This window comes from Parafrankia elaeagni, assembly GCF_000374165.1.
Classification (GTDB): Bacteria; Actinomycetota; Actinomycetes; order Frankiales; family Frankiaceae; genus Parafrankia; species Parafrankia elaeagni.
Genome location: NZ_KB893728.1, coordinates 15940 through 36724 on the forward strand (window position 1 = coordinate 15940; position 20785 = coordinate 36724).

18 protein-coding genes are annotated in these 20785 nt (G+C 68.9%); 13 read left to right on the forward strand and 5 right to left on the reverse strand.

The genetic code is table 11. The annotated features are described in order from the left end of the window. Positions 1-10: 10 nt before the first annotated feature. Entirely contained in the window at positions 11-877 is an 867-nt protein-coding gene (locus tag B207_RS0116660; RefSeq protein WP_035740957.1) for a sugar phosphate isomerase/epimerase family protein, read from the reverse strand. A 100-nt stretch (positions 878-977) separates the two neighbouring features. Beyond that, positions 978-1367 carry a VOC family protein gene (locus B207_RS0116665; protein WP_026311131.1) on the reverse strand — a complete coding sequence of 130 codons (390 nt, stop codon included), beginning with the start codon at positions 1365-1367 and terminating at the stop codon, positions 978-980. 650 nt (positions 1368-2017) lie between these two features. Between B207_RS0116665 and B207_RS34215 the strand changes: the two genes are divergently transcribed. From B207_RS34215 to B207_RS0116700, 7 genes are all read left to right on the forward strand, one after another. Further along, entirely contained in the window at positions 2018-3379 is a 1362-nt protein-coding gene (locus B207_RS34215) for an ROK family transcriptional regulator (protein ID WP_018637702.1), read from the forward strand. Between the two features lie 132 nt (positions 3380-3511). Further along, entirely contained in the window at positions 3512-4441 is a 930-nt protein-coding gene (locus B207_RS0116675) for a TauD/TfdA dioxygenase family protein (RefSeq protein WP_018637703.1), read from the forward strand. Positions 4442-4579: 138 nt separating this feature from the next. Next, entirely contained in the window at positions 4580-5620 is a 1041-nt protein-coding gene (locus B207_RS0116680; RefSeq protein WP_026311132.1) for an ABC transporter substrate-binding protein, read from the forward strand. A gap of 52 nt (positions 5621-5672) precedes the next feature. Next, positions 5673-6539 (forward strand): ABC transporter permease, encoded by an 867-nt coding sequence (locus B207_RS0116685; protein ID WP_018637705.1) that lies wholly within the window; start codon positions 5673-5675, stop codon positions 6537-6539. After that, positions 6512-7438, forward strand: a complete 927-nt coding sequence (locus B207_RS0116690; protein ID WP_018637706.1) for an ABC transporter ATP-binding protein — start codon at positions 6512-6514, stop codon at positions 7436-7438. Before B207_RS0116685 ends, B207_RS0116690 begins: the two co-directional genes overlap by 28 nt. A gap of 250 nt (positions 7439-7688) precedes the next feature. Then, positions 7689-8261, forward strand: a complete 573-nt coding sequence (locus tag B207_RS0116695) for a SigE family RNA polymerase sigma factor (RefSeq protein ID WP_035740994.1) — start codon at positions 7689-7691, stop codon at positions 8259-8261. Beyond that, on the forward strand, positions 8258-9289 hold the full coding sequence (locus B207_RS0116700; RefSeq protein WP_018637708.1) for a hypothetical protein: 1032 nt from the start codon (positions 8258-8260) through the stop codon (positions 9287-9289). The genes B207_RS0116695 and B207_RS0116700 overlap by 4 nt, the downstream gene beginning before the upstream one ends. A 55-nt stretch (positions 9290-9344) precedes the next feature. On the opposite strand, the gene B207_RS0116705 is transcribed toward B207_RS0116700, so the two are convergent. Next, positions 9345-10292: a zinc-dependent alcohol dehydrogenase gene (locus B207_RS0116705; protein WP_018637709.1), complete on the reverse strand. Its 948-nt coding sequence runs from the start codon at positions 10290-10292 to the stop codon at positions 9345-9347. A 460-nt stretch (positions 10293-10752) separates the two neighbouring features. Here B207_RS0116705 and B207_RS0116710 point away from each other — a divergent pair, with 460 nt between their 5' ends. The 6 genes from B207_RS0116710 to B207_RS0116735 all read left to right on the forward strand — a co-directional run bounded on the left by B207_RS0116710 (position 10753) and on the right by B207_RS0116735 (position 17461). Then, positions 10753-11832, forward strand: a complete 1080-nt coding sequence (locus tag B207_RS0116710; RefSeq protein WP_018637710.1) for a sugar ABC transporter substrate-binding protein — start codon at positions 10753-10755, stop codon at positions 11830-11832. A gap of 112 nt (positions 11833-11944) precedes the next feature. Next, a complete protein-coding gene (locus B207_RS36975; RefSeq protein ID WP_018637711.1) occupies positions 11945-13000 on the forward strand; it encodes an alpha/beta fold hydrolase in 1056 nt (351 codons plus the stop codon). 22 nt (positions 13001-13022) lie between these two features. After that, positions 13023-13784, forward strand: a complete 762-nt coding sequence (locus tag B207_RS34225; RefSeq protein ID WP_084692180.1) for an alpha/beta fold hydrolase — start codon at positions 13023-13025, stop codon at positions 13782-13784. Between the two features lie 170 nt (positions 13785-13954). Next, positions 13955-15568 (forward strand): sugar ABC transporter ATP-binding protein, encoded by a 1614-nt coding sequence (locus tag B207_RS34230; RefSeq protein WP_035740960.1) that lies wholly within the window; start codon positions 13955-13957, stop codon positions 15566-15568. Then, positions 15565-16593 (forward strand): ABC transporter permease, encoded by a 1029-nt coding sequence (locus B207_RS0116730; protein ID WP_018637714.1) that lies wholly within the window; start codon positions 15565-15567, stop codon positions 16591-16593. The genes B207_RS34230 and B207_RS0116730 overlap by 4 nt, the downstream gene beginning before the upstream one ends. A 118-nt stretch (positions 16594-16711) precedes the next feature. Next, positions 16712-17461, forward strand: a complete 750-nt coding sequence (locus B207_RS0116735; protein ID WP_018637715.1) for an N-acyl homoserine lactonase family protein — start codon at positions 16712-16714, stop codon at positions 17459-17461. A gap of 297 nt (positions 17462-17758) precedes the next feature. Here the strand turns inward: B207_RS0116735 and groL are convergent, their stop codons facing one another. Then, entirely contained in the window at positions 17759-19399 is a 1641-nt protein-coding gene (gene groL / locus B207_RS0116740; protein ID WP_018637716.1) for a chaperonin GroEL, read from the reverse strand. Positions 19400-19654: 255 nt separating this feature from the next. After that, positions 19655-20674 (reverse strand): potassium channel family protein, encoded by a 1020-nt coding sequence (locus B207_RS0116745; protein ID WP_018637717.1) that lies wholly within the window; start codon positions 20672-20674, stop codon positions 19655-19657. Positions 20675-20785: the final 111 nt, after the last annotated feature.

Genomic DNA, 20785 nt, shown 5'->3' on the forward strand with positions numbered 1-20785 from the left:
ACCCAGACGTTCACCGGTCTCCTTCCGGGCCACGATCTCGAATGGCACGCTGTCCACCAGAAGGCTGGAGCTGGGTCAGGAGGCCTCGAGTCGCCTCGACGCAGCGGGCGAGCCGGTCAGCGGGACTGACGCCGGCCTCCGCCTGGGAGCGGATCGGTACCTCGAGGCCGATCACCCGGTCACGGGGGAGTGCCGTGAGCATGTCGAGCAACGGCAGCTCACCCGTGCCGGGAACCATCCGTTCGAACATCGCCTCGGTTGCGTAGTCCGTGCCGGTGGGGGCCAGCGGTGCGTCGCTGAGCTGGATGTAGCCGACGAGATGCGGGTCCAGAGCCGCGATGTCCTCGGGGGTGGAACCGGCGCGGGCGACGTGCATCGTGTCGACAAGGAGACGGAAGTCCGGCCGCCCGACCTGGCGGATGGCCTCGAGCGCCGCCGGCAGATCTCCGATGGTCAGGCCCGGACTCGGTTCCAGGGTCGTCTCCATGCCGAAGGAGGACGCCATCTCGGCGAGATACCCGAACTGCTCCACGCTGCGTTCCGGATCGGGATCGAGAGAGACGGTGTTGACGCGCCGTACGCCCAGCTCGGCCATGAGCTCGAGGTCCGGAAACCGGCCGCGGACATCGGAGCCCGGGCGGACGTTCATTCCCTCGCCGAGTGAGATGGAGATGCCACGGTCGCGCATCGCCGCGATCATCTCCCGCCGCAGTGCGGCATCGTCGCGCAACGAGAAAGGCGGGTAGCCCAGTGTGCCGTGTGGATTGGATTCCAGTCCGGTGGAGATGTGCCGGCAACCGAGATCCGCGGCCAGGGAGACGAATTCGGTCGGCGGCATTCCGAAAACGCTGAGAAACTCGATTCCCAAATCTTGCATCGGTTCAGTCCTCCTGCTCGGTGTCAGGGATCCGCCGTCCCGGGCAGCCGGTGGTCCACTGGTGCGGTGAGGCGTTCGTGCGACCGGTGCAGGGCTCAGTTCAGGGGGCACCCTCGACGACCTCGAGGGCGTTGCCGTCAGGATCACGGAAGACCGCGAGGCGTACGCCGGAGCCAAGGTCGATGGGGCCGGTCAGCAGTTGCCCGCCACCGGCCAGGGCGCGCTCTGTGATTGTTCCCAGGTCGGTGACGTGCATGGTGAGGTACCGAATACCGGTCGCGCCGATGAAGACGGCGGGTGGCTCGGTCACCGTCGGAGGCCGCAGCGGAACCATGATCTTGATTGTCACGCCGGGTGCCTGGAGCGGGTGGACGGCTCCGGAACTTGAGATGATCACTGGGAGCCGCTCCAGGTCGAAGACGGTGGCGAAGAAGTTCACCAGGGTCTCGTCGGTACTGACGAGACCGACCTCGATGCGCGACACCGTCACGTTCTCTCCCCTGATGGTTCTGCGGCTGACGGTCACACGATCGCACATGGCGCGTCGGCGTCTCCTCGCGGCGAAACGGCTCCGGATCTACCTGCCAGGCGGCGCGGGATGGCGACGGCCCACCCCGGACGCGCACTCAGGCGGGTCCTGACCGCCCGGGGCTGACCCGACAGCGAGGAGCTCTGTTGTGTCGGCCGCGGCGGAATCGCGGGCCGGCGGCCAGGCGTGATCGGGCGACAGGTCGAGCGGTCGGTCGGCTACGGGACGTCCGCGAGATTCTCGATATGTTCACCGAAATAGTTGACAAATGGAGGGTGTGTCTTCTAACCTCCTCGCATGAGTGAGCACCTGCGCCTCGTCTGTCGTGCTCATATCGACCTTCGGCGCGTTGCCAGCGCGCTCTGTCAGACCACCAGCTGAGTCGTCCGACCACGAGCTGAGTCAGACCACCGGCTGACAGAGCAGCAGCGTCCGCGACCCGCGGTCCGTGCCGTGCGCCGTCAATGTTGCGCACTGCCGGTACCGCGAGCGGCTTGCCACACATCCGCCTCCTCGCCCGGTGCGGGAGGTGTTCCGCCGCGCCCTCGGGGCCCGTTGCTGCCGGCGGAAGACACGCGCGTAGGAGAGAGGATCCCGTGCCCACTCGGCGCATGAGCCCACCCACCACCCGATCAAGCCCCCGCTCCACAGGCCCCCGCTCCACAGCCCCCCGCTCCACAGGCCTCGGACCAGGCGACGACCGCCGCGACCTGCCACGGGGCGGCGGCTCGGCTGCGGCCGTCCTGCGCACGGTTCTCGACCACGGGCCGGTCGCCCGGAGCCACATCGGCGCGGCGACCGGCCTCAGTCCCGCGGCGGTGTCGAGGCAGACGGCGGACCTCATCTCGCTGGGCCTGCTGCGGGAGCTGCCGGCAGCCGCCTGCGGGCCACGCGCGGGACGTCCGAGTGTGCCGATCGATGTCGACACCGAGACTCATCTCGCCTGCGGCGTGCACATCGCGGTTCCCTCCGTCACCTTTGGCCTGGTGGACCTGCGGGGGCGGACGGTGGCCAGGGAGCAGGTGCCGCACCGGGGTGATGCCGACAGCACCCTTTCGCTGATCGCCCGCCACCTGCCGGGCTTCCTGCGCCGGCACGCGGGCAGCCGTCGGGTTCTCGGTCTCGGTGTGGTGACCGGTGGGCACGTCGACACCAGGAGCGGCACTGTCATCGAGCACGAACCGCTGGGCTGGCGGAACCTGCCGCTGGGGCCGCTGCTGGCGGCCCGTACCGGTCTGCCGGTGACCGTGGACGGTCACTCTCGCGCGCTGGCCCAGGCGGAGATCCTGTTCGGGGACCCCCGTGCCCGCTCCAGCCTCGTCCACCTGTTCGTGGGCCATGTCGTGGACGCCGCGATCGCCACCGACGGAGTCGTGCACCGCGGGCTGCGTTCAGCCGCCGGCGGCGTGGCGCACCTGCGCCTTGCCGGTCAGGACCAGCCGTGTCCCTGCGGTGGCCGGGGCTGCGCGCAGGTCGCCCTCTCCGATCGCGCCCTGGTGGCGACCGCGGTCGAACACGGGGTGATCCCGCGCCCTGACCTCGGTCTTCTTCTCCGTGCGGTCGCCGAGGGGGAGAGCGCGGTCGTCGAGCTGCTGCGCCGTCGGCTCCGGGCTATCGCCAGAGTCGTGGCGACGTTGCTGGACATGCTCGATCCCGAGGTCCTGGTCCTGACCGAGCTCGGCACGATTCATCGTCCGCATCTGCTGCCGGACCTGTTCGAGGAGATAGCCGCGCATTCCCGTACGTGCCGGGATCCGGAGCTCGTCGTGCGCCCGAGCAGTTTCGGGGTGGACGTCCTCGCCATCGCCGCGGGAGCGACCGTGCTGGACTTCGTCCACCGGAGCCCGCGCACGCTGCGCAACGCCGGTGGACCGGTACCCGTGCCGGTGCCACCGCCGGCATGGGCCGCTTTCGCGACGTACTCCGGTAGTGGATTGGAAATATTTCTGTTCGATCCGAAATTGTTGACCTGAGCTAACTGCGGTATGAAGATGGAATTCGCCCGGAATTCGGTGCAGCGAGTTCCGTGGGCCTTGTTCCTTCAACCCGCGTGGTTGCGCCCTGCTCTTTTTACGCGCCTTCGCGCCCGAAAGGTGAGTGTAAAGATGACCAGCACTGTCCAGAGTCTGGGTCTGGACGTCAGGCCGTTGTCGGGATATACCGGCGCCGAGATCCACGGTGTCGACCTGCGTGCGGACCTTGACGACGCGACCATCGCCGAGATCCGTTCCACCCTGCTGAAGTGGAAGGTGGTGTTCTTCCGCGACCAGCACCTGGACCACGCCCAGCAGGTGGCGTTCGGGCGGCGTTTCGGCCTGCTCACCCCGGCGCATCCACACGAGACCGAGCCGCCGGAGGGGCACCCGGAGATCCTCCCGATCGACAGCCGGAGGTATGCGAAGCTCTTCGGTGACAGGCGCAAGGCGACCTACGACAACGGCTGGCACACCGACGTGACGGCGCTGGTGAATCCGCCGGCCGGCTCGATCCTGCGCGCCGACATCGTGCCGCCCTACGGCGGCGACACGGCCTGGACGAACCTGGTGGCCGCGTACGAGGCGCTGCCCGAGCCGCTGCGGGCCCTGGCTGACAGCCTGCGGGCCCGGCACAGCTTCAACGCGCCGATCTTCGACAGCGGCGTGTACGGGCAGCGGATCGCCTCGAATCCCCTCGTCGCGATCCACCCGGTCGTCCGGGTACACCCGGAGACGGGTGAGCGGGCGCTGTTCGTCAGCCCCAGCTTCACCGCCCGCGACAACAACATCATCGGCCTCTCCGCCCGGCAGAGCCAGCGCGTCCTCGACCTCCTCTACGAGCAGATCTCCCGGCCGGAGTTCACCGTGCGGTTCAAGTGGAACCCGGGTGACATCGCTTTCTGGGACAACCGGGCCACCGCACACCTCGGGCCGTCCGACCTCAGTCACCTCGAGTTCGACCGGGTTCTCTACCGGGTGACTCTTGAGGGTGATGTCCCCGTCGGCGTCGACGGAAAGGAATCCGAGCTGGTCGCCGGATCGCCTTTCCTCGGTTCCTGAGCTCCGGTCGCTGTTTCTGATCGCCGTACTGCCTTCTGCCCCCGGCGCGGCCTGGCCGTGAGGCCATCGTGACCTGGACACCTGGCCGTCGGCACCGGTCCCACCGGTGCCGACGGCTCCTTTCGCCTGGAGATATGCATGCACCTACGACGGACCCGCAGGCGGTGGTCGGCGCTGGTGTCCGCCGGCCTCGTCGCCATCCTGGCCACCGGCCTGGCGGCCTGCGGCGGAGGAGACGACGGGGAAGCGTCCGACGCGGCGACCCCCGGGCAGGTGGACACGTTGCGCATCGGCGACCAGGGCAAGCTCCTGGAGCTGCAGATCACCCTGTCGGGCCAGGAGCAGGGCGCGCCGTACACACTGAACTGGAACACCTTCGCCGACGGGCCGCACATGAACGCGGCCTTCAGCGCCGACCGGCTGGATGTCGGCTACATGGGGGACACACCGGTCCTGTTCGCGAACGCGGCCGACGCCGGGGTGGTCGCGGTGGCCGTCTCGGAGTCCTCCGTGAACGCCCAGACCATCTTCGCGGCGGCGGACTCGGGTATTCGCGGTCCCGCCGACCTGAAGGGGAAGCGGATCGCGCTCACCCAGGGAACGTCCCTGCACGGGTATCTCCTCAACCAGCTCGACTCGGCCGGACTCAGCCAGGATGACGTCACCGTGGTGAACGTTCCGGTCACGAGCCTGCCCTCCACGTTCGCCTCCGGCCAGGTGGACGCGGTGGTGTATGTCCGCCAGTACGGTGCGGCGATCACCGCGCAGAACAGGGGTTCCTACGAGGTGAGGACGACCCCGCTGCCGCATTTCGGCGTCCTGCTGGCAGCGAAGGACGCGTTGGCCGACCCGGCTCGGCGCGCCGCGGTGAAGGACTTCGTCCTCCGTTTCTCACGGGCGTCGGCCTGGCCCAAGGAGAACCCGGACGAATGGGTCCAGCAGTACTACGTCAAAAATCTCAAGCAGGACCCGGCCGCGGCCCGGGAGTACTTCGACAGCACACCCGCGACCAGGTTCACCCCGGTCACGGAGGCGTTCGTCGAAAGCCAGCGCGTTCAGGGGGAACTGCTCTCCGGTGTCGGTGAGCTACCGGCGTCGCTGAACGTCGACGACGAGATCGACAACGCGTTCAACGACGAGCTCAGGGCAGCGTTCACCGCCGCAGGCCTGCCGATATGAGCGTCCCGTCCACGAGCGACCGCCCGTCGCGGAGCAGCGGAGCGAGGCAGCCATGACCGATGTGATCGATGAATCCGTCGTGCGGACCGTCGGCGCGCACCTGGCTCCGGTACTGACCGATCCGACCGGTACCCGCCGTCACACACGCCGCCCGCGGATCGTGCCGCCCTGGACGCGCCGTCTGTCCGGGCCGGCCCTGCTGTTCCTCCTCTGGCTTGCGCTGACCGGGCTGGACCTGGTCAGCGACCGGGCGTTGGCCTCACCCGGCGCGGTGGTGAGCGCGGCGCGGGAGCTGTGGAGCTCGGGCGAGCTGACCGGCAACCTCGGGACCTCCCTGCTCCGGGTGGCCTGGGGCTGCGCGATCGGTCTCGCCATCGGCCTGGCGCTCGCGGTCGTGGCGGGGTTCTTCCGGTTCGGTGAGGACGTCGTCGACTCCGCGATGAACTTCCTGCGCACGATCCCGGTGATCGCGCTGCTTCCACTGATCATCGTCTGGATCGGGATCGGTGAGGAGGCGAAGATCTTTCTGATCGCCGTGGGTGTGATCTTCCCGGTCTACATGAACACCTTCTCCGCGATCCGCGGTGTGGACATCAGACTCGTCGAGGCCGGCAGGGCCTTCGGGCTCGGTCGGCTCGGCCTGATCCGCCGTGTGATCATCCCCGGCGCCGTCCCGGGCTTTCTGACCGGACTGCGCTGGTCCCTGGGCGTCGCCTGGCTTCTGCTGATCTTCGCCGAGCAGGTCAACGCCGACTCCGGTATCGGTTACCTGCTCAACCGCGCCCAGGGCTGGAACCGGACCGACATCATGGTCCTCTGCCTGGTGATCTACGGCCTCCTCGGACTGGCCTGCGACGGCATCGTCCGCCTTCTGGAAAGGAGCCTGCTGTCATGGCGACGCGGATTCTCCGGCACCTGACAGGCGCCGCCACCCCCACAGCCGCCACCCCCACAGCCGCCACCCCCACAGCCGCTGGCCCGCTCGGCGCCGGCGCGGTGGGCGCTGACCAGGTGGACGCTGACCAGGTGGGCGCTGACCGGGTGGGCGCTGACCGGGTGGGCGACGCCCGGTTCGGCTCCCCGGCCGATGCCCCGGCCGGGGAGGAGCCTGCCGCGGCCGTCCGGGTACGTGGTCTGACCCGCGCCTTCGGGCCCCGTGTGGTGCTCGACGGGCTCGACCTGACCGTAGCGTCCGGTGAGTTCGTGGCGTTGCTGGGGCGCAGCGGCTCCGGGAAGAGCACCCTGCTGCGGATTCTCGGCGGGTTCGACGACGAGGTCACCGGAGACGTGCTCGTCGCCCGCCGGCGCGCCGTGGTCTTCCAGGAGCCGCGGCTGCTGCCGTGGACGCGGGCGCTCGGCAACGTCGTCCTCGGCCTGCGGGGAACGGACGTGGACAGTCGCGGGCGCGCCGCGCTCGCGGAGGTGGGGCTCGCCGGACGGGAGAGATCCTGGCCGGTGACCCTCTCCGGCGGTGAGTCCCAGCGGGTGGCGCTCGCCCGCGCGCTCGTGCGCGAACCGGATCTGGTCATGCTCGACGAGCCGTTCGGCGCGCTGGACGCACTGACCCGGATCCGGATGCACGCCCTGCTCCAGGAACTGTGCCGGCGGCACCGTCCCGCGGTGCTGTTCGTGACCCATGACGTCGACGAGGCCATCCTGCTGGCGGATCGGATCCTGGTCCTGACCGAGGGCAGGCTCTCCTTCCAGGCACCGGTCGCCCTGCCCGCGCCGAGGCTGCGCACCGACCCCGCGTTCGCGGACCTGCGCTCCCGGCTGCTGGCCGAGCTGGGTGTCCAGGAGTTGACCGACGTCCACTGATCCCGGCACACCCGTGGAACCACCGCCGGAGGGGCTCAGTCAGCCGCTCCGGCGTCCGGTCGTGGTCGGGTGCCCGAACCGCCGGTGGCAGGCGCCGCGTAGTAGTCGGTGGATCGCCTCCCATGGCGGACAGACCACGGCGGACAAGGAGCCGGCATGGCCGACCTCGCCCGGCGCTCTCGGGAAATCGGGAAGACCGGGCAACCTGCCGCCGTCCCCGTGGCCTCTGTAGGGGTGAGGGAGGGCCGTGGTGCGCACAGATGAGGGCGACGACGGCGGCTTCACGGCGTACTTCGCGTCGAGGGCTGCCGGGCTGTTGCGGTTTGCCTATCTGCTGACGGGCGACTCCGCCGAGGCGGAGGACCTGACGCAGACGACCCTGACCCGGGTGTTCGCCGTCTGGCCGCGGGTCCGTGGCCACGACAGGCCCGACGCGTACGCCCGCCGAGTGATGGTGAACGCCAACGCCCGTCGGTTCCGGCGCCGCCAGGTCCGACAGGTTCTCGTCGAGCTGCCGCCGGAACGGACGGCGTCGTCGCCGCAGCTCGCGGCCGTCGAGGACCGGGCGGGGCTTGCCGCGGCACTCGCGGCGTTGCCGCCGCGGCAGCGGGCGGTCGTCGTGCTGCGCTACTGCGAGGACCTGCCCGAGGCCGAGGTTGCCGCGCTGATGCGCTGCTCGGTCGGCACGGTGAAAAGCCAGGCCGTAAAGGGCCTCGCGAAGCTGCGTATCCATCCCGCGCTCGCCGGTCCCACCAGACCCGCTGCCCCGTCGGCCCCGAGCCGGGTTGGACGCCCCGTCGTCGCGCGGGAGGAGACGCTATGAACGACACCCCACTCGGCAGGTCCGACGACGAGATCGCAGGCTGGCTGCGCTCGGCCGCCGGCCAGCTGGAGGTCCGCCTGCCGGACGAGCTGCTGCCCGGCGCACGCGCCTCAGTATCCGAGGCCCGGCGTCGCCGCCGGCGTCGCCTCGCCGTGGCCGTCCCTGCCGGCGCTGCCCTGGCCGCCGTAGCGATCGGGGCCGGTGTCCTCGCCGGCGGTGGTCCGGACAGCCGAGCGACGATCATGCCTGTGGCCGGGCTGCCCACCGTGCTCCGTGGCCCCGCGCCGGCGCCTCCCACGGAGGCTCCCGCCGCCGCGGACGGCGCGCCCCTGCAACTGCGCTACGTCGACACCCCCCGTCTGGTGCCCCTCACCGCCGCTCAGCGCGAGGAGATCGACAGCCACTGTGCGCCGGAGACCACGCGCCTGTTCGTTGCGGTCGCCGACCGGTGGGGCCTGCAGGTCCTCCTTGTGGGAGCGGACGGCGGGGGGATGTGCCGGACCTTCCACGAACCTGCCACCGTTCCCGACCTCACCGGCATCAACGGCCCGATTCTCTGGCCGGGCGGTCGCCACGACCTGACTACACCGCCCACAGCCCCCGTCGAGGTGTTCAGTTCCGGCGATGACGGGTCCGGCATGCTGGGCGCGTGGAACGCGCGGCGGTGGGCCGTCGGCCAGGTGTCACCACAGGTCGCCCTGCTCGTCGCCGCGCTCCCGACCGGAGACGCCGTCGTCGTCCCCTTCGAGCCATCGAGCGGCGCGTTCATCACCCGCATCCAGGTCACAACCCCGGATCTCGCCCAGTACCAGACCATCGGCCAGATGCCGCTGACCCTCTACGCCTACAACTCCGCCGGCACACTGGTCGCCCAGTTCACGGCCACCGCCTGCGGTCAGATGATGATGGTGTGCAACAGTGGGCCGGGCACCAGCGAGACTCACCTGCCCTCCCCCCTCTCCCCGTCGCAGTCGCCGACGTCGGGCATGGGCAGACCCATCGCGCCCCGGACCCCCTCCGCCGGCTAGCCCGCCACAGGCCGGGGACGGCGGTGGCGGACGTGGACTCGATCTCGGAGCCGGTTCAGGAGACCTCGACGACGACCTTGACGGCGCCGCTGCCGCGGTCGGACGCCACCCGGAACGCCTCGGCGGCGTCCACCAGTGGAAAACGGTGGGTGATGAGCGCGTCCGGGATCTCGGGGCGGGCGGCGAGCATCTGGGCGGCCTGGAGCATTTCCCGACGGCCTGCGTGCCCGCAGTAACCCATGGAGACGACGAGGGTGGCCTCCTTGCCGCGTAGCGCCGAGTGGGGGAGGTCCATGCCGTCGAAGTACACGCCGAGCAGGGCGATCGTCCCGCCGGGCTTCAGCAGTTCGATGCTGCGCTGCAGGGCACTGGGCGAGCCGGCGGCCTCGATCACCACGTCGTAGAGCGCGCCCTCCGCGGGTTCACCGACTCCGAGCCGCTCGCGGATCTCGTGCTGGTGCGGGTAGCGGGCCACGAGCACGACCTCGTCGGCACCCTGGGTCTGGGCGGCGGCCGCGGCGAGCTGACCGATCGACCCGCCGCCGACGACGGCGACTGCCCGGCCCGGCGCGGCCCCGCCGAGGCGGACCCCGTGCCAGGAGACCGCGGCGGGCTCGGCCAGCGAGGCGTTCGCGACTTCGAGCCCGGCCGGTACCTCGAGGACCTTGTGCGCCGGCACCCGGAACTGCTCCACCATGCCGCCGTCACGCTTCATACCGAGCGCCATCCCGGTCGTCTGCCCGCAGAGGTTGTTCCGACCCTCGCGGCACAGGTCGCACTGCCCGCAGCCGAACAGACCCTCCACCAGGACGGGCGTTCCGTCGGCGCGCCGCCCGGCGAGCTCGTGGCCGAGGACGAACGTGGTCCCGTACCTCAGGTAGCTGAGGTCGGAGGCGCAGATCCCGGCCGCGGCCATGTCGAGGAGCTCGCCGTCGTCCCAGCCGGGAACGTCATCCACGTCGATGACCACCGGCCGCCCCTCGTGGCCACGCACTGCCTTCATCGGTTTCCTCCCACCGCCGCGGAACTCCGGTCTACCAGGGAGGGCACCGGGATGCCGGGGTGAGGAGCCGGTGAGGAGCTGGCGAGGAGCCGGCGCGGACAGCCCGCTGCCAGGCAGCGGAACCGCCGGACCAGCAGATCACCACTCCGGTCAAGCCGATCGACCACGAGAGCCGTTAGGCGCGGGCGGAGAACCCTCGGCCGGAGCGGCGCCCGGCACCTGATCACAGAGCATCGGTCCTGGTCAGCGCGTCGTCCGGTGATCAATCTGGTCACAAGATCGGGGACGGATCCGGTGTGCTGTGACTCTTGACACGTAGTGGACTCCACAACTACTTTCACGACACCTAGTCGCAAAAAGGAACGTGCGTTCGTAAATACGAATCACTCGCCAGGCGGGGACGCCACGTGTCAACGCCGGGCGCCGCCTCTGAGTGGCGTGATTGCAGGGAAGGACGCGAGTGAAGACATCGTTGAGGACCGCTGGCTTAGCGCTGGCGCTCACGGGCGCGCTGGCTCTCGCCGGGTGCGGGGCAGCTGACCCGGAGCCAGCCGGGGGTACGGCGAGCGGGACGGGCGCGGTCGACATCGGGGACGGCAAGACGATCGAGCTCCCCCAGGGTGACCTGAAGATCGGGTTGTTCCTGCAGAGCGCGGCGACCGCCTTCAACCAGTCCCTGCTCAGGGGCGCCCAGGATGCCGCGGCGAAGTACGGCTACACGATCGAACCCATCGACGGACAGTTCGATCTCAACAAGCAGCTCAACCAGCTCCAGACGGCGGCGACGAACAGGACGTACGACGTCGCGGCGGTGGAGCCGCTCGTCGGCGCCTCGGAATGTGCCGCGATGACCAGGGTGCTCCCCGCCGCCGGGGTCCTGGTGGTGACCACGGGCACTCCGTGTGACACGAGCACGAAGCCCGCAGGCGACGAGCTCTGGGTGCCGGGAACACTCGCAACGGTCGCGGGTGACACGACCTACACCTACACCAGGGCCTTCCTGCAGAACGCGATCAAGGCGTTCCCGGGCGCGCAGAAGGTCGCGCTCGTGACGGGGCCGGAGCTCGACCCGCTCGTGATCAACCAGAAGCAGGCCGTCGCGGAACTCGCGGAAACAAACCCCGATTTCGACGTGAACTTCGTCTACACGGACTGGACCACGCCGAAGGCGCTGAGCGCGACGCGCGACTACCTGAGCGCCAACCCGGATGTCACCGCTGTCCTGTCGTCCTTCTCCCCGGACGTCACGCGCTCGGTGGTGACCGCGATGGAGTCGGTGGACATGCTCGGCAAGGTTGGGCTTGCCGATCAGGGAGCGACGTCCTACAGCGTCGACCAGGTGAAGAACGGCAATATGCAGTTCACGCTTCCGTACTTCCCCGACGAGTACGGCAGGCTTCTGGTCGAGGCTGTGCACTCGGCGCAGATGGGTGACGATGTGCCGCGCTTCATCTCCAACATTCCGGATGAGTACGGAACCGTCGAGGATCCGGTGGTCATCACCAGGGACAACGCGGACGACTTCACGCCGCGCTACTGACGGCACGACGGAGCCGGCGTGGAACCACTGCGCCGGCTCCGTCGGCGGTTCTTCGGACACAACCTTTCTGCGGATCAGGTTCCACTCACATGATCAGGCGAGGAACGTTCACATGCGCACGGTCGACGTCGATATCGATGTGGCACCAGAGGCAGGGCAGCAGGCCGGGCTGACGACCGCTGCGACGATCTGCCTCCCCGACGAGGTCCCCACGGACCCGGTGGTCTGCTTCGCCTTCACCGGCGGGGGCTACAACCGGTCCTACTTCACGCGTGACCTCCTCGGTGACGGCACGCCCAGCCAGGCGGAGCTGCACACCTCGCGCGGGTGGATCTTCGTCGCCGTCGATCATCTCGGCTGTGGTGGGAGCACGCGGGTCAGGGACATGGCCGAGGTGACCTGGCAGCACCTCGTCGACGCAAACGAGTCCACGGTGCGCGGCGTGATGAGACTGCTCTCCGCACCCGGATGTCGAGACGACCTCCCGACGGTGGAGTCGGCGCGAATCCTTGGCCTGGGTCAGTCGATGGGCGCAGCCCTCCTCATTCTCCAGCAGGGGCAGAACCACACGTTCCAGGCGGTGGGTGTTCTCGGCTGGTCGGCAAGTCACGCGGTCAGCTGGCTGCCGCCCGGCGCCCCGCGAAGCACTCCGTTCTACTTCCCTCGGGGAACGGACGTCGGCGTGATGACCCGCGCACTTCACACGACAGCGATGCCCGAGATGGCTCCTGACGAAAACGGCCTCCCCGCAACTGCTGCAGGATTCCACTACGACGACGTGGCACGCGAGGTGGTGCTCGCCGACCTGGTCGACTATCCGCTGCGACGTGGGCAGCTTCCGTTCTGGGCAACCGATGTCATCCCGCCGTCGAGCATGACGATGATGTCGCCGGGTGCTGTAGCCGCGGAGGCGGCGATGATCCGTTCTCCGGTTTTCGTCGGAGCGGGGGAGCGGGACGTGACTCCGAATCCCCGCTCGGAGCCTGCTGCGTATCTTCAGTCCAGCGACGTGACGGTATACGTGCAACCGCGCATGGGTCACATGCACAACTTCGCCAGCACTCGGCTGACGTTCTGGAACCGCATCCATGCATGGGCGGAGGGTGTTCTGGTCGAGCCCGTGCCGATGACGGCGGGAATCGACATGGCTACCGCCGGTGCCAACTGACGACGGCGAAGGACCCCGAGACATGCAACGCATCCCCCCGGCACTCGGTGGCCGCAGGACCGGCGTGGTCCTGGTCCATGGCGCATGCCATGGACCGTGGTGCTGGGAAAACGTCGTCGGCCCCGTATACTCGGCGGGTTTCGAGGTCCACGCTGTCGACCTGCCGTTGACATCGTTGTCGAGCGACGCCGACGTGGTCCGCTCTGCCGTGAGAGCCATGAAGAAGTCGTGCGAGGCGGTCCTGGTCGTCGGGCACAGTTACGGCGGGGTCGTCATCACCGCAGGCGGTCATGAGGCGGACGCGCTCATGTTCTGCGCGGCGTCGATGCCTGACGCCGGTCAGGCGGCGGGCGATGTCGTTCCCCAGCTCACGACGCCCGAACTGGAGTTATCCCTCGCCGTCCACGAGGACGGCGTGAGCTTTGGGCTTGACCCGGTGCGGGCGATTCCGGCCTTCTACGGCATGTGCACGGCCGCGCAGGTCAAGGAAATTCTTGACCGGTTGCGCCCGATGCACTTTGCCTGCATGAACGAGGTGATCGTCGAACCGGCGTGGCGGTCGGTACCCTCCTCGTACGTCGTGTGCACCGAGGACTTCGCGATGGCGCCCGCCTACCAGGAGGGACGCGCGAACTTCCTCGGTGATGCCGTGCGGCTCCGGTGCGACCACTCGCTGTTCTACTCGGCGACGGACCAGCTTGTCGCACGCCTGGTTGAGGTCGCACGTCGGCTGACTGCCGATTCGGGCACGGTGAGAGCGCAGACGACGACACCCATCTCCTGAGGCCTGGCGCTGTCGACCTCCACCGGGCCTCAGGACGTCGTCTGTCGAGGCATGTTCGCGGGCGCCAGCCCCGAGCGAACGGGCTCCGCTACGCGGACTTCAGGTGAATCGCCCGCCATCCTCAGGGCCGCGAGTGGCTGCCTGTCAACTCCAACGAATGGTGATGTGTTGTGACTGACGCAGTCGTCGTATCGAAACTCGTGAAGACCTTCGGCCGCTCTCAGGCGCTTCGCGGGGTTGACCTGCGCATCGAGGCCGGTAGCGTGCACGCCCTGGTCGGAGAGAACGGCGCCGGCAAGTCGACGGCTCTGGGCGTCATAGCCGGACGCGTCTCGAAGAGCTCCGGTGACGTGAGCGTCTTCGGTCACGAGCTGCGTGGCGGACACCCGCGGTTCGCCAGGGCTGCCGGGGTGTTCGCGATCTATCAGGAGTTGACGATCATTCCCGCCCTCACAGTCGAGGCCAATCTTTTCCTCGGTCATCCCCTGGCGCGATTCGGACTGCTCTCCGAACGTGAGATGCGGGTGCGCTACCTCGAACTCTGCGGCCGCGTCGGTGTTGCCGCCCAACCTCCCCACACCCTGGCACGGTCGTTGTCGGTCGCCGAACAGCAAATGATCGAGATCCTGCGTGCGCTCGTCACGGAAGCCAGGATCATCCTGTTCGACGAGCCGACGGCCTCGCTTGCCAGCTCCGAACGGGAGGCGCTCTTCAGCACCATCCGCAGGTTGCGTGCCGACGGTGTCACGGTTGTGCTGGTGAGCCACAACCTGGACGAGGTGCTTGCGATCTCGGATCACATCACCGTGTTCAGGGACGGGGCCGTCGTCGCTGACGGACCTCGCGTCGAGTTCACGAAGGCGTCGATCATCGACGCCATGCTCGGCAAGCAAGTAGATCCGCGCCTGGCCGCGGAGTTCTCCAACGAGTCAACGGGTGTTCCGAAGGAGGCCACACGCCGGCGTTCACATCGCAGTGACGGCCGGCGGACGACTCTCGCGGTCTCCGGGCTGACCGTGCCCGGCGTCGTGTCGGGCATCGAGTTCGAGGTCCTGCCCGGCGAGATCCTGGGCCTGGGCGGGCTGGTGGGTTCCGGGAGATCGACGGTCCTCCGAGCGCTGGCCGGTGTCGAACCACGTGCCCGGGGCCGCATGTGGATCGACGGTGAGGAGATCCCGTGGCCTCACACGGTGCGCAGAGCGCTTCGTCACGGCATCGCGCTGCTGCCCGAGGATCGCAAGACCCAGGGCCTCGTGCTCGCGATGCCCGCGATGGACAACATCGCGCTGAGCAACTTTCGCGGGGCCAGACGGTGGGGCATGGTCTCGCCTCGATCTGTCGAGACGGCCACCCGCGAGCACGGGCAGGCTTTCGGTCTTTCGTCGACCCGCCTGCGTGATCCGGCGACTCACCTTTCGGGGGGAAACCAGCAGAAGCTGTTGCTCGCCCGTTGGCGATACGTCCAGCCGAGGCTGCTGCTCGCGGACGAGCCGACCCGCGGGATCGACGTCGGCGCCAAGTCCGAGATTCTCCAGTCCCTGGAGGACATGGCCGCAGGCGGTCTCTCGGTCGTGATGGTCTCCTCCGAGCTCGAGGAGATCGCGGCTGCAGCCGACCGCGTCGTCGTCCTGCGCGAGGGGACGCAGGTCGGGATCCTCGACGCCGTGACGGCCCCGATCTCGCCGCAGGGAATCCTCACCCTTGCCTTCGGTTCCGACAATCCCAACGACCAGCCGGCCCAGGTGCAACGGCATGAGTCGCAGCTCGAGGAGAAGATTTCGTGATCAACATAGTGACCAATGAGGTTGTCGACGGCAGGGCATCCTCCCCGCCGCCCTCCTCGCCGGCGACGAACACCCTCGAAGGTCGCATCAGAACGAGCCTGTCACGGATCTTCGGGCTGCGGTACGGCATGGTGTGGGTTCTGCTTCTGACCTTCGTGTTCGCCCGGGTCATCTACACGCAGTTCCTGGACCCGCAGAATCTGAACAACATGGTGGCCCAGGTGACGCCGACCGCCATTGTCGCGGTTGGAATGACCTTCGCGATCATCTGTGGCGGCTTCGACCTTTCGGCCGCCGCGGTGTTCGCCGGCGCGTCGGTCGTCTACGCGAGCCTGTCCAACTCCATGCCCCTGTGGCTCGCGTTCCTGTGCACGATCCTCGTCGGAGTCGTGTGCGGAGTCATCAACGGCCTGGCGGTGACCGTCCTCAAGGTCAACTCCTTCATCGCGACACTCGCGACCGCATCGCTCTTCTCGGGGGCCACGTACTGGTACTCCGACTCGCAGCCAGTGGTCTCCACCAAGGCGGGCTTCGAAACGCTTGGCACCGGGAAGTGGGGCGGCATATGGGTCGCAACGTGGGTGCTGGTGGTGGTGGTAGGCGTGTTCGGATTCATCCTTGCGCGCACCGTCTACGGCCGCTCCATCTACTCGGTCGGAGGCAACCTCGAAGCCTCCCGACTCGCGGGTATGCGGGTGAACGTCGTCCGAACAAGCACCTTCGCGATCGTTTCGATGTGCGCCGCACTGGGCGGGATGATCGTCGCGTCGCAGACGAGCGTCGGCCAGGCCAACATAGGTCCTACGGTGACCCTGGATGCCATCGCGATCGTCATCATCGGAGGAACGGCGCTGATGGGCGGCGAGGGCGCCATCTGGCGAACCGTGGTGGGGATCCTGCTCTGGGGAACGATCAACAACGTCTTCTCCGCGCTGGCGCTCGACACCTCGAAGCAGCTCCTCATCCAGGGAGCTATTCTGTTGATCGCGGTCTCACTCGACTCCCTGGCGCGCAGCCGACGCTGAGTCGACGCGGGGCGGTGCTTCTGGGCGAGGTCACCGAAATCCCATTGAACATGACGTGACCGGCGACAGGGCGTCGCCTTCATCAGCGTCCAGTCGAGCTTCGAGGAAGTGAGTCAAGGTGTCACTGACCATCCGCGCTCTGTGCGTTGGCCGCGCATACGGGCTTCCCAAGCCGTCGTTCACCTACATGTGCAACTGGGGCGCCAAGCAGGATCTTCCCCTCATCATGTTCGTGATCGAGGGGGGAGAATTCCCGGTCGTGGTGGACACCGGGGCGGATCCGTCGAGGGCCGAAGAATATCACGGTCTGGTGCTTGAGCAGACGCCCGACGAGCGCCCCGACACCAGCCTGCGCAACATTGGTATCGACCCCGATGACGTGCGGCTGGTCGTCAACACACATCTGCACTGGGACCACAGCTCGAACAACCACCTGTTTCCGAACGCCGAAGTCGTCGTCCAGCAGCGGGAACTCGATTTTGCGAAGAATCCCGTGACCTGGCACCGGCGACAGTTCGAGGCGTTGCCGGGTCTCGAGGCGGCATGGCGCAGAGCCGAGCACCAGATCAGCCCTGTCCATGGGGACGTCACGCTCGCGCCGGGTGTGTCGACAGTGAGTCTGCCCGGTCACACTCCGGGCTCCCAGGGCGTCCTGGTCGAAGCCGGGTCGCAGAGCTATCTGATCGGAGGCGACACGGTTTATCTGTACGAGAACTGGGACGGCGACGCCGAGGGGCAACCGATTCCCGTCGGTCTCTACACGGACCTTGTCGCCTACGAGACGAGCATCAAGAAGATCCAGGGACTGCCCTGTGAGGTCATCCCCAGTCACGACTTCCGCGTTCTGGAACGCGGCCGATTCAGTTAGTCCTCCACCATGACCTGATCATGCCCGGCCAGCAGCCCGGGATCCCGCCGCGGCCGATGCGACAGAAGCCTCACCCGGGTGCGACAGAGGCCCCACCCGGGAACCGGTGCGCCCCAGCGGTCTCGGGAGGGGCCCGGCCGGGCCGCCGACGCCGCGGCGATGAGTGCGGGATCAGGCGGCCCGAGCGGACCTCAGGGTGGTGTCACCGCACCCGTCCCGGCCGGCGCGTCCGTCTGCCAAGCGTTCAGGCGCGCACCATCAGGACCCGTACGGCTCTGCCGCGGTGTTCGGCGATCGTCACATTCCCATGCCGCCCATCTGGCCGGCCATGGCGGCCGCGTCTGCCGCAGCCTCCGCCGCGGCCGTGGCCGGGGAGTTCGCCACGACGACCTCGACGGTCAGGAAGAGCCCGGTGATCGACGCGGCGTTCTGCAGCGCCGAGCGGGTGACCTTCACCGGATCGATGATCCCGGCGGCGATCATGTCGACGTACTCGCCGGTGGCCGCGTTCAGGCCGTGGCCGGTCGGCAGGCCCCGCACCTTCTCGACCACCACACCGCCTTCCAGGCCGCAGTTGTAGGCGATCTGGTGCAGCGGCGCGGCGAGCGCCTGCTCGACGATCCGCGCCCCGGTCGCCTCGTCGCCGGTCAGGCCCAGGTTCTCGAACGCACGGGTGGACGCCTGCAGCAGGGCGACACCTCCGCCGGCGACGATGCCCTCCTCGACGGCTGCCTTGGCGTTCGAGACGGCGTCCTCGATGCGGTGCTTCTTCTCCTTGAGCTCGACCTCGGTGGCCGCGCCGACCTTGATGACCGCGACGCCGCCGGCGAGCTTCGCCAGCCGCTCCTGCAGCTTCTCGCGGTCGAAGTCCGTGTCGGCGGTCGGGATCTCGGCCCGGAGCTGGTTGACGCGGCCGGTGATCTGATCCGGGTCGCCGGCGCCCTCGACGATCGTGGTCTCGTCGGCGGTGATGACCACCCTGCGGGCCCGGCCCAGCAGGTCGACCGTGGTGCCGTCCAGGGTGAGGCCGACGTCCTCGGAGATGAGCTGGCCGCCGGTGAGGACGGCGATGTCGGTGAGCATGGCCTTGCGGCGGTCGCCGAAACCGGGGGCCTTCACCGCGGCGCTCCTGAAGGTGCCACGGATCTTGTTCACTACCAGGGTCGCCAGGGCCTCGCCCTCGATGTCATCCGCGATGATCACCAGCGGCCGCCCGGCCTGGGCCACCTTCTCCATCAGCGGGACGAGGTCCTTGACGGACGAGATCCGACCGGTGGTGAGCAGGATGTACGGGTCGTCGAGGACGGTCTCCTGGCGGTCGGTGTCCGTGACGAAGTACGGCGAGATGTAGCCCCGGTCGATCCGCATGCCCTCGGTGAGCTCGAGCTCCAGGCCGAAGGTGTTGCTGTCCTCGACGGTGATGACGCCTTCCCGGCCGACCTTGTCCAGCGCCTCGGCGATCATGGTGCCGATGGTCGGGTCGCCCGCGGAGATGGACGCGGTGGCGGCGATCTGCTTCTTCGTCTCCACCTCCCGGGCCGCGGCGACGAGCTCCGCGCAGACGCGCTCGACCGCGGCCTCGATGCCCTTCTTCAGGTCGAGGGGGTTCGCGCCGGCGGCGACGTTGCGCAGGCCCTCGCGCACCAGCGCCTGGGCCAGGATCGTCGCGGTGGTGGTGCCGTCACCCGCGACGTCGTTGGTCTTCTTCGCTACTTCCTTGACGAGCTCCGCGCCGATCTTCTCGTACGGGTTCTCGAGCTCGACCTCGCGCGCGATGCTCACGCCGTCATTGGTGATCGTGGGCAGACCGAACCTGTTCTCGAGGACGACGTTGCGGCCCTTGGGGCCGAGCGTGACCCTGACCGCGTCGGCCAGCTGGTTCATGCCGCGCTCCAGGCCGCGCCGGGCCTCCTCGTCGAACGCGATGATCTTTGACATGCGTGGTGAGTCCTCCTGGGGGGCAGGCCTGCGCGGAGGAGTGCCGGTCGCTGGCGGGTGCCTGACGACGACAGACGACGGGCCACGTGGGCCCCGGCGCCGTCACACCAGAGGTTGGCACTCGACCTAGCTGAGTGCCAGCCACCTTATAGGGCCCGGCCGTGCCGACAGCGACACCGCGACCACCCAAGGTCTACCCCCGGTACCGGTGTCGGGGAGTGGTCGTGTTCCCGGCGGGAGATCGTCCGGTGGGGGTCAGCCGACGTCGCGGACGGTGATCAGTCGGTCGTCGGGGTGGATCGGGGTCGCGGCCGGGTCGTCGAAGCGCAGCAGGTGGCCGTCCCGGATGACGGCGAGCACCGGATCCGAGCACTCCCGGGGCCCGCGCCCGACCTCGTCCGCGGCCGCGGGGCGCTCCGCCAGCCGCAGCCCCGCGTCCGAGGTCAGCAGGTCCTCGAACACGTCGACGACCTGCGGGCTGCGGGTCGCGAGCCCCAGCATCCGCCCGGCGGCGTCCGAGCTGGTCACCACCTGGTCCGCCCCGCCGCGGCGCAGCAGGGGAATGTTCTCCGCCTCGCGGACAGCGGCCGAGATCACCGCGTTCGGTGCCAGATCCCGCGCCGTCAGAGTGATCAGAACGTTCGCCTCGTCGGAGTTCGTGGCGATGATCACAGCGCGGGCGCGGTCGGTCAGTGCCTCGCGCAGAACGGCGGAACGGGTGCCCGACCCGATGACGGTCGTGTACCCGTCGCGCCCCGCGTCGGCGAGCGTCCGCCGGTCGGGGTCGACGATGACGATCTGCTCCGCGGGCACGCCGTCCTCCCGCAGTGCCCGGACCGCGCTGCGGCCCTTCACGCCGTAGCCGACCACCACCACGTGCTGGTCCACTCGTCTCCTCCACCGTTCGACCCGGAACGCCTCCCGGGAACGCTCGGTCAGCACCTCGAGGGTCGTGCCGACCAGCACGATCAGAAAGATCACCCGGGCCGGCGTGACCACCAGGACGTTGACCAGGCGCGCGCCCGGCGTGATCGGAGCGATGTCGCCGTAGCCGGTCGTCGACAGGCTGACCGTCGCATAGTAGGCGGCGTCCAGCAGGCTCAGCGGGTTCCCCTGGTTGTCGGCGTAGCCGTCCCGCCCCAGGTAGACCACGAGCACGGTCCCCACCAGGATCAGCCCGGCCGCCGCCAGCCGCCGCAGGATCGCCCGCGCCGGCCCACCGTCGCGCGGCCGGGGCACCGAGACGTCCGCGTGGGCCCGCTCGCCCTCCCGCATCCTCGCCACGTCCGCCAGTCTCTCGCGAGCCCGGTACCGCTCGGCGTCGACCCTCGACCGGGGACATGCGAAGGCGTGCTGCCCGGTGCCAGCGGCCGAGGTGCCCGTGCG